A 7,584-nucleotide genomic window follows, 5' to 3' on the forward strand; every position below is an offset into this window, starting at 1 on the left:
GTCTTTTTAGATTAAATAAGTATAATTACAAAAATATTCAGAAAATATTTCTTGGGAAATTTATATTAATTATTTAAACATAAATCAATATCACTTGCACTTATTTTTTAATGGTGCAAATTTTTATAGTATTTACTGTATTTATGAGGAGACAATGATAGAATTATTTTATCAACTCCATTAGCAACTTTATAAATTGCATTTATGGATTTGTCAGACTCAGTATAAGAAATAGTATAGAAGAGAGTCTATAAAACATAGACATCAAACTATTATATAAAGAATTTATAACTTAAAAAAGTAAAATTAATGTTAACATAATATTTGAAATTGTAAACTATAGATATCTAAACAAGATACTAATTATAATGCGTAAAGAATTAAGGTGTAAAAGATTAATATAGCTAGGTAAATCTGTAGTAAGTAGAATAATAAAATAAATGCAGTAATTACCTGGTAGGATTAAATAATGGTATATAAAAAAGGAGGTTTTTGCAAAATTTTTATTTATCACTAAAATCCAAAAAAGTATTATCATAGTACTAACTTTAAAGTTAAAATAATTATCTTTGCAATCTGGAATATATTTATTAAAAAAAGATAATATAGACTAATAAATTGGATAATAAATATACTTAGAAATATATATAGTTATATATAATGGGGTTAAATAAGAAAACACTGACAAAAACATAAAAATAATAATACATGGTGTTAGATTTAATTTAAGTTTAAATAATCATAGATGCAAAAACTTCAAGTAGACTAGGATTAAAGTAAAGAAAAGAACTTTGAAATAAAGATAGATTTACGGATGAAAGTGTAGAAGAAATATAGAAAATAGCTAGTAACTATAATTTCCCCTCTTATATTTAGATTCTCTAACTTAGACTTAGATGTTACTTAACCATACCAAAATGTCAAAAATAATATAGCATTAGTGAGCGAATTGATGGTTGACTTATTAGCCATGTATCAATGGTAAAATTAAAAATAAATGTATTTGATTAAATATTGAAATAGATCTTTTTTAGTTATAATTATTATTTGAATTTAGTTAATTTTAAGAATATAATAATTATAAATAGACAGAAATTATGACTTTAGGGGGGAATATATTGAAGTCAAAGGTTAATATTTTTAGATATAACCAGAATATGGATAGTGAAGATTTTGAAATTTTCTATTATAAAAATATAGTCAAAAATGAAATTCCAATACATGTACATGATTTTTATGAAGTATGTGTTTTCTTATCTGGGAATATTAAGTATAAGGTTAATGATTTAGAGTATAAATTAAGATATGGTGATGTTATATTAATTCCTCCAGATGAGGAGCATGGACCTGTATTTTTAGATACTAAGAGTACATATGAACGTATAGTATTATGGATAAGTAAGTCTTATATGGAAAAAATATCGACGATGAAAAGTGATTTATCTTTATGCTTTAATAAAAACTCCATTTATTATTGCAACTATTTACATCCAAATGCACCAGATTGTAAATACATAATTTCTATGTTAGATCAGTTTATAGATGAGCATTATCGTGATGATTATGCAAGTGATATATATTCAACTTCTATATTAGGACTAATGTTAGCTAAGTTTAATAGAATGAGTATGAATCAAGTTGATTGTATATCTAATGGAGTAGGGAATGGATTTTTAATGTCCTATATTGTTGATTATATAAATAAACATTATAACGAAAAAATAACATTAGATTACCTAGAAAAGTACTTTTTTGTAAGTAAATATTATATTTCTCATGAATTCAAGAAACTTTTAGGAATTTCAATAGGTCAGTATATAACACATAAACGGTTGGAAAATGCAAAGAAATTAATGCATCAAGGATTATTACCAAGCAAGATATATGAAGAATGCGGTTATAATGATTATGCTACATTTTACAGAGCATTTAAAATGGTAAATAATATGACACCAAGTGAATATATGAAAAAAATAAGTAAGAATAGCAAGATTACCAATATTACCAACAAAATATAATATTCAAAACGATTTCCTAGTGTACTAGTATATATTATATAAAGCAATAACAATATATTGCTAAATACATTAAAATCATTAAAAAAATCTTAAAAATGATATCTTAGGGAGGGGAATAATGGATATTAAAATTGAGAGTAGTCAAAGAAAGTTTGGTTTTAAAGATATGATAGGATATACACTAGGTGATACGGGTGGAAGCTTTATTAACTTATATGTAGATTCATTCTTTTTAACATTTTGTACTTATGTTTTAGGTATATCACCATTTTATATGGGAACACTGTTTTTAGTTTCACGTTTATGGGATGCCATAAATGACCCTATTATGGGATCATTTCCAGATAGATGGAGAATAGGTAAATCAGGAGATAAGTTTAAACCATGGATAAAGCTATTCATAGTTCCATTAGCTATATCAGGGGTATTATGCTTTACAGATGTATCTTCATTTAGTAATACGGCAAAACATATATGGGTATCTGTAGCTTATATATTATATGGTATGTGTTACACAGGAACATCTATGCCATATGGATCAATGGCAGCTGTAATAACTCAAGATCCAGTTGAAAGAACTAAATTATCTAGTGCTCGTTCTCTTGGAGGAATGATTGTTGGATTTGGCGCTTTAGCGGCATTACCTCAAATTTTATTTGATAAAAGTGGAAATGTTGTACCATCAGCATTTTTTAAAGTTGCTATTGTATTTGGGATATTATCTATACTTTGTTATATAGGATTACTAACACTTACAACAGAAAGACATAGTCAAGAAAATAATACAGATAGTAAATTCAACTATCTTAATGTTTTAAAAAGTGTAGTAAAAAATAGACCTTTAATTGGTGTAATGGTTGCTACAGTAGGTTCATTATTATATATTACTGCTAATAGTTCAATGGGGACATATTTATATAAAGAGTATTATAATGCTCCTCAAATATTAACAATGGCTACTATTGCAACTTTACCAATTACAATACTTTGTGTAGTATTCATACCTACACTTACTAAAAAACTTGGAAAAAGAAACTTAATACTTTATACTGTTTTATTTAATACTATTGGTTCTGTAGGTTTATTTTTAGTACCAATACCAAACCCATATGTATTTTTAATTTTAAATACTATATTCTGCATAGGACAAAGTGTATTTACAGTTATAATTTGGGCTTTAGTAACAGATTGTTTAGATTATCATGAGTGGATAACAGGCGAACGTAATGATGGATCAATGTACTCTATATATACATTTTCTCGTAAGATAGGGTCAACTTTAGCTTCAACAGTGGCAAGTTATGCTTTAGGGTTAATAGGATATGTTGCAGGAGCTGCATCTCAACCAGTAGGTGTTGCTGAAAATATAAGATATTTAAGCACAGGTATAATAGTTGTAACATGTATACTTGAACTTATAGGAATAGGTTTAATATTTAATTTAAATAATAAAAAAACTCAACAAATGTATAGTGAATTAAAAGAAAGAAGATAAAGGGGAGAATAATAAATGCGTACTCGTTTTTTACCTAGATTAACAAATTATGAAGTTGAAAGATATTTAGATAAAAATGATATTATAATAGTTCCAGTTGGAACAGTAGAAATGCATGGTGGAATGCCTTTAGACTGCGAGACTGTAATATCTGAAGCCTTTGCATTAAAAATGGCAGAAAAAGTTAATGGGTTAGTACTTAATAATTTACCATATTTTTATGCAGGAGCTACAGCTTCAGGTAGAGGTACAGTTCAAGTAAGTGTAAGAGCAGGAATAGATTACTTATATCAAATAGCTAAAAGCTTATTAACAAAAGGTTTTAAAAGACAAATATATATAAGTTTTCATGGACCAGCGCATATGACTTGTAGCCCGATGGTTAGAGATTTTTTTGATGATACTAAGGTTCCTATATTATACTTGGATTTATGTATGTCAATGTTTAAGAAATCATCTGGCGTATTTAAAGATATCAATGATTTTCATTACATATCGTTTGGTGCATATGAACTAATGGGGAGATTAGAAGATATACCGCTTAGCATAGGCGAAGGAATGGATTTTTCAGAACAAGTAGAGCAAACAGTTGCTTTTGCAAATCCTTTATTTGATATGGCTTATCAATCAGGATCTATAGGATATTATTTTGGGGATCCTAAAGACCATATGCCAACTCCTAGAGTTGAATCTGCAGAACAAAGATTAGAATATGCTAAACGTGGGATAGAGCTTATAGAGCAAATTGTTGATGATATAGATATGGAAAATGTAGTTGAAATGATTAATGATTTAGATAAATTCTATAATGAAGAAGTAGCTCCTAAATATGGAGAATGGTTACCAAAAACTAGAGTATAGAGAGAAAAAATATAATAATATTTGCAAAGATAGGGGATATAAGTAAATTTTATAAAAATTTGCTTATATCCTTTTTACAATTAGCGAAAGATATATTGATTATATAGAGTTCATGAATGTAATACTTAAAAGATGTGCAATGAATTTAGTTTTTTGAACAAATTGTTGGGAGAAATATATATACAAAATTAAATACATACATAATTTAGTAATCTAGATTTTCTTGTAAAGTAATGTTACAATGTTTAAGATTATTGGAACAATAAGGATGTGAATTGGATGAAAAAGAAAATATTGTTTTTAGCAATTATTTTTATATTTATAATAGCAGTAGGTAATTGCAATTATCCTAAAAAGGGTCAACTATCTAAGGAAGAGAAGATAGAGGATTTTGAGTATGCTTATGATGCTATAAAAAATGGATATCCTTATCTAGATGTAAATAAGAGACGTAACAATATAGATTGGCTAGGAAATAAGGACAAATATCTAAAAAGAATTAAAAATACTAAAAATGACGAAGAATTTATAGAAGAAATGTCATCTATATTATCTGATTTAAATAATAGGCATACTGAATTAATAGACAATAAAAAAAGATATGAACTTTTTAAAAAATCATATTCTAAGAATAATTGGTATGATTTTCTTGACGATAAAAAAGTGGTAGATAGATATAATTCTATAAATCCTAAAATAAAAATACCAAAGGATATTCTCTTAAAAAAAGAGTTAATTTTACAAGATGTAATTAAAGATAAGGTTGGATACATATACTTACCATCAATGGCATCAAAGAATGGATCTACAGATAAAGATCTAAAGATGATTGGAGATTATATTAACACATTAGGAGAATACAAAGCTTTAATTATTGATATAAGAGGAAATTTAGGAGGAAGCGATAGGTATTGGCAAGGAATAGTATCTAAGCTTATAAAAAATGATATTAAAATGAATGGTTATAGAACTTATAGAAATAATAGTAAAATAGTTAAAAGATATACTGATGTAAGAAATATAAAGTTAGAACCTATAGAAAATCTACCAATGAATGTAAAGAAGAATGCGCCAGAGGAGACTTTAAAAAAGTTTAGTGATTTTGAAAATACGTCTTATACTATAAAATCTAATAATGATTTAAAATTTAAAGGTAATATATACTTGCTTGTAGATGAAAAAATATATTCATCATCAGAGTCATTTTCTATGTTCTGTAAGGAAACTAAATTTGCAACATTAATAGGACAAACTACTGGAGGAGATGGTGGAGGATTAGACCCTGTGTTGTTTAAGTTAAAAAATAGCGGCTTAATAGTTAGGATGGCAAGTGGTATGTATTTAAATAAAGATGGAATATGTGATGAAGAATTTAAAACTACTCCAGATTTTGAAATAAAAGACTGTAAAAGAACTACAAATTTTAAAAATGATAACTGCATAAAAAAGGTATTACAACTTGAAAATATTAATGCTTAAATAACAAGCAAAAGTTAAATAAAGCTACCTTCTTAATATTATTAAAAATGATAAATAGAATGTAATTAAATTGCTTTTACACAAGTATATTTTCATCCTATTTATCATTTTTATTACCTTTCTTTTATCAATCTATTAACAGCAGATATATCAGCAGGAGCCCACTTTAAAGAATCTAAGTTTTCTCTTTTTAACCATATAATCTTAGAATGCTCGCAAGCCATTGGATTACCTTCAACTAATTTACACTTCAAACATATAAGATTCACAATGAAATTTTCATATTCATGATCAATATCATTAAATATATCTATAGCTTTAACATTACATTTTAACTCTTCTTTTATTTCGCGCTCTATAGCTTCATATAATGATTCGCCTTTTTCAACTTTACCGCCTGGAAACTCCCACATATTTGGAAGCACCATTTTTGGTGATCTAAGCGCGCATAAGATTTCATTATTATCATTTTCTATTATAGCAGCAACTACTTTTACCTTTTTCTTCATTTGTTTCACCTCTAGTTTTTTTATATTTACTTATTATACTCCATGTTTAATACATTATAAATATATAAGTATAGATAATTGTAATAGGAAAATAATTGAATAATATATATAATATAATTAAATTTAAAAATAGTAAAAAGTATACAACATTTAAAAGTATATAATTTATATGACTTAATAAGGGTAAAAATAATATAGAATATAATAAATAGAATAAAAGGAGTGTTAACATTGAAGATAACATATATTCATCATAGTAGCTTTTGTGTAGAACTTGAAAAAAATATCTTACTATTTGATTATTTTGAAGGGGATCTACCAAAATTTGATAAAAACAAGAAACTTTACGTTTTTGTAAGTCATAATCATAGTGACCATTTTAGTCCGGTAGTATTTGATTTAAGAGCCAATTATAAAAACATAAAATACATATTATCAGATGATATAAAGGTTAAAAAAGAAGAAGATATTTATTTTGTAAAGGAAAATGAAACAGTATACCTTGATGAAATGAAAATAGAAACCTTAAAATCAACAGATTTAGGAGTGGCATTTATAATAACTGTAGAAGGTAAGACTATTTATCATGCAGGTGATTTGAATTGGTGGCATTGGGAAGGTGAAATTGATAGTGAAAATAAAAAGATGGAAAAGATGTATAAACATGAAATAGAAAAGATAAAAGATAGATACTTTGATATTGCATTTGTACCACTTGATTCTAGACAAGGAAAATACTTTTATTTAGGATTTGATGAATTTATGAGAAACACTAATACTAAATTAGCTTTTCCTATGCATTGTTGCGGGGACTATTCTCTTGTAGATAAGTTATCTAAAATGGAGGAATCTAAAGATTATAAGGATAGAATTATTCATGTTAATGAAATAAATAGAGAATTTGATATCAAGTAATAAGTAAGTAGAACATATTGATAGTTACAAAAGAAATTTATACTGTATATAATGATAAACATATAGAATAAAATAGGGTATCGTGAAATACGATACCCTATTTTATTATACTTATAATATTTTTAGTATTCGAATGGAATTTTGTATAACTAAGTTTCATTAAGTAGTATCCTTTAAATGTATAAATTTATAAGAATAATTGCTTATATTTATATAGTTGTAAAATATATTTATAATTTAAATTTAAAAATAAATTTTACTATTAATTTGAAAAAAAGGCAAAATAATGTATAATTATATATAAATA

General features: G+C 25.8%; 6 protein-coding genes. 5 read left to right on the plus strand and 1 reads right to left on the minus strand.

Annotated features, from left to right (window positions below; translation table 11 throughout):
* Nucleotides 1-1,118 precede the first annotated feature (1,118 nt).
* The 4 genes from ABHC41_RS13910 to ABHC41_RS13925 all read left to right on the plus strand — a co-directional run bounded on the left by ABHC41_RS13910 (nucleotide 1,119) and on the right by ABHC41_RS13925 (nucleotide 5,853).
* Nucleotides 1,119-2,018: an AraC family transcriptional regulator gene (locus tag ABHC41_RS13910; protein WP_166505336.1), complete on the plus strand. Its 900-nt coding sequence runs from the start codon at nucleotides 1,119-1,121 to the stop codon at nucleotides 2,016-2,018.
* A gap of 118 nt (nucleotides 2,019-2,136) precedes the next feature.
* Nucleotides 2,137-3,513: a glycoside-pentoside-hexuronide (GPH):cation symporter gene (locus ABHC41_RS13915; RefSeq protein WP_166505337.1), complete on the plus strand. Its 1,377-nt coding sequence runs from the start codon at nucleotides 2,137-2,139 to the stop codon at nucleotides 3,511-3,513.
* A gap of 15 nt (nucleotides 3,514-3,528) precedes the next feature.
* Nucleotides 3,529-4,374 (plus strand): creatininase family protein, encoded by an 846-nt coding sequence (locus tag ABHC41_RS13920; protein ID WP_166505338.1) that lies wholly within the window; start codon nucleotides 3,529-3,531, stop codon nucleotides 4,372-4,374.
* A gap of 279 nt (nucleotides 4,375-4,653) precedes the next feature.
* Nucleotides 4,654-5,853, plus strand: coding sequence for a S41 family peptidase (locus ABHC41_RS13925; protein WP_195237673.1), 1,200 nt, complete (start codon nucleotides 4,654-4,656; stop codon nucleotides 5,851-5,853).
* Nucleotides 5,854-5,966: 113 nt separating this feature from the next.
* On the opposite strand, the gene ABHC41_RS13930 is transcribed toward ABHC41_RS13925, so the two are convergent.
* A complete protein-coding gene (locus ABHC41_RS13930; RefSeq protein ID WP_166505340.1) occupies nucleotides 5,967-6,362 on the minus strand; it encodes a (deoxy)nucleoside triphosphate pyrophosphohydrolase in 396 nt (131 codons plus the stop codon).
* Between the two features lie 231 nt (nucleotides 6,363-6,593).
* Between ABHC41_RS13930 and ABHC41_RS13935 the strand changes: the two genes are divergently transcribed.
* The gene (locus tag ABHC41_RS13935; RefSeq protein ID WP_166505341.1) at nucleotides 6,594-7,277 is read left to right on the plus strand and encodes an MBL fold metallo-hydrolase; all 684 of its coding nucleotides are present in this window, start codon (nucleotides 6,594-6,596) and stop codon (nucleotides 7,275-7,277) included.
* The last annotated feature ends 307 nt before the right edge of the window (nucleotides 7,278-7,584 follow it).

Source organism: Romboutsia sp. 1001216sp1, assembly GCF_039841805.1.
Lineage (GTDB): Bacteria > Bacillota > Clostridia > Peptostreptococcales > Peptostreptococcaceae > Romboutsia_C > Romboutsia_C hominis.

Coding starts and splice junctions, on each gene's coding strand:
- ABHC41_RS13915 (WP_166505337.1), top strand. CDS start 2,137: ATGGATATTAAAATTGAGAGTAGTCAAAGAAAGTTTGGTTTTAAAGAT.
- ABHC41_RS13930 (WP_166505340.1), bottom strand. CDS start 6,362: ATGAAGAAAAAGGTAAAAGTAGTTGCTGCTATAATAGAAAATGATAAT.
- ABHC41_RS13920 (WP_166505338.1), top strand. CDS start 3,529: ATGCGTACTCGTTTTTTACCTAGATTAACAAATTATGAAGTTGAAAGA.
- ABHC41_RS13925 (WP_195237673.1), top strand. CDS start 4,654: ATGAAAAAGAAAATATTGTTTTTAGCAATTATTTTTATATTTATAATA.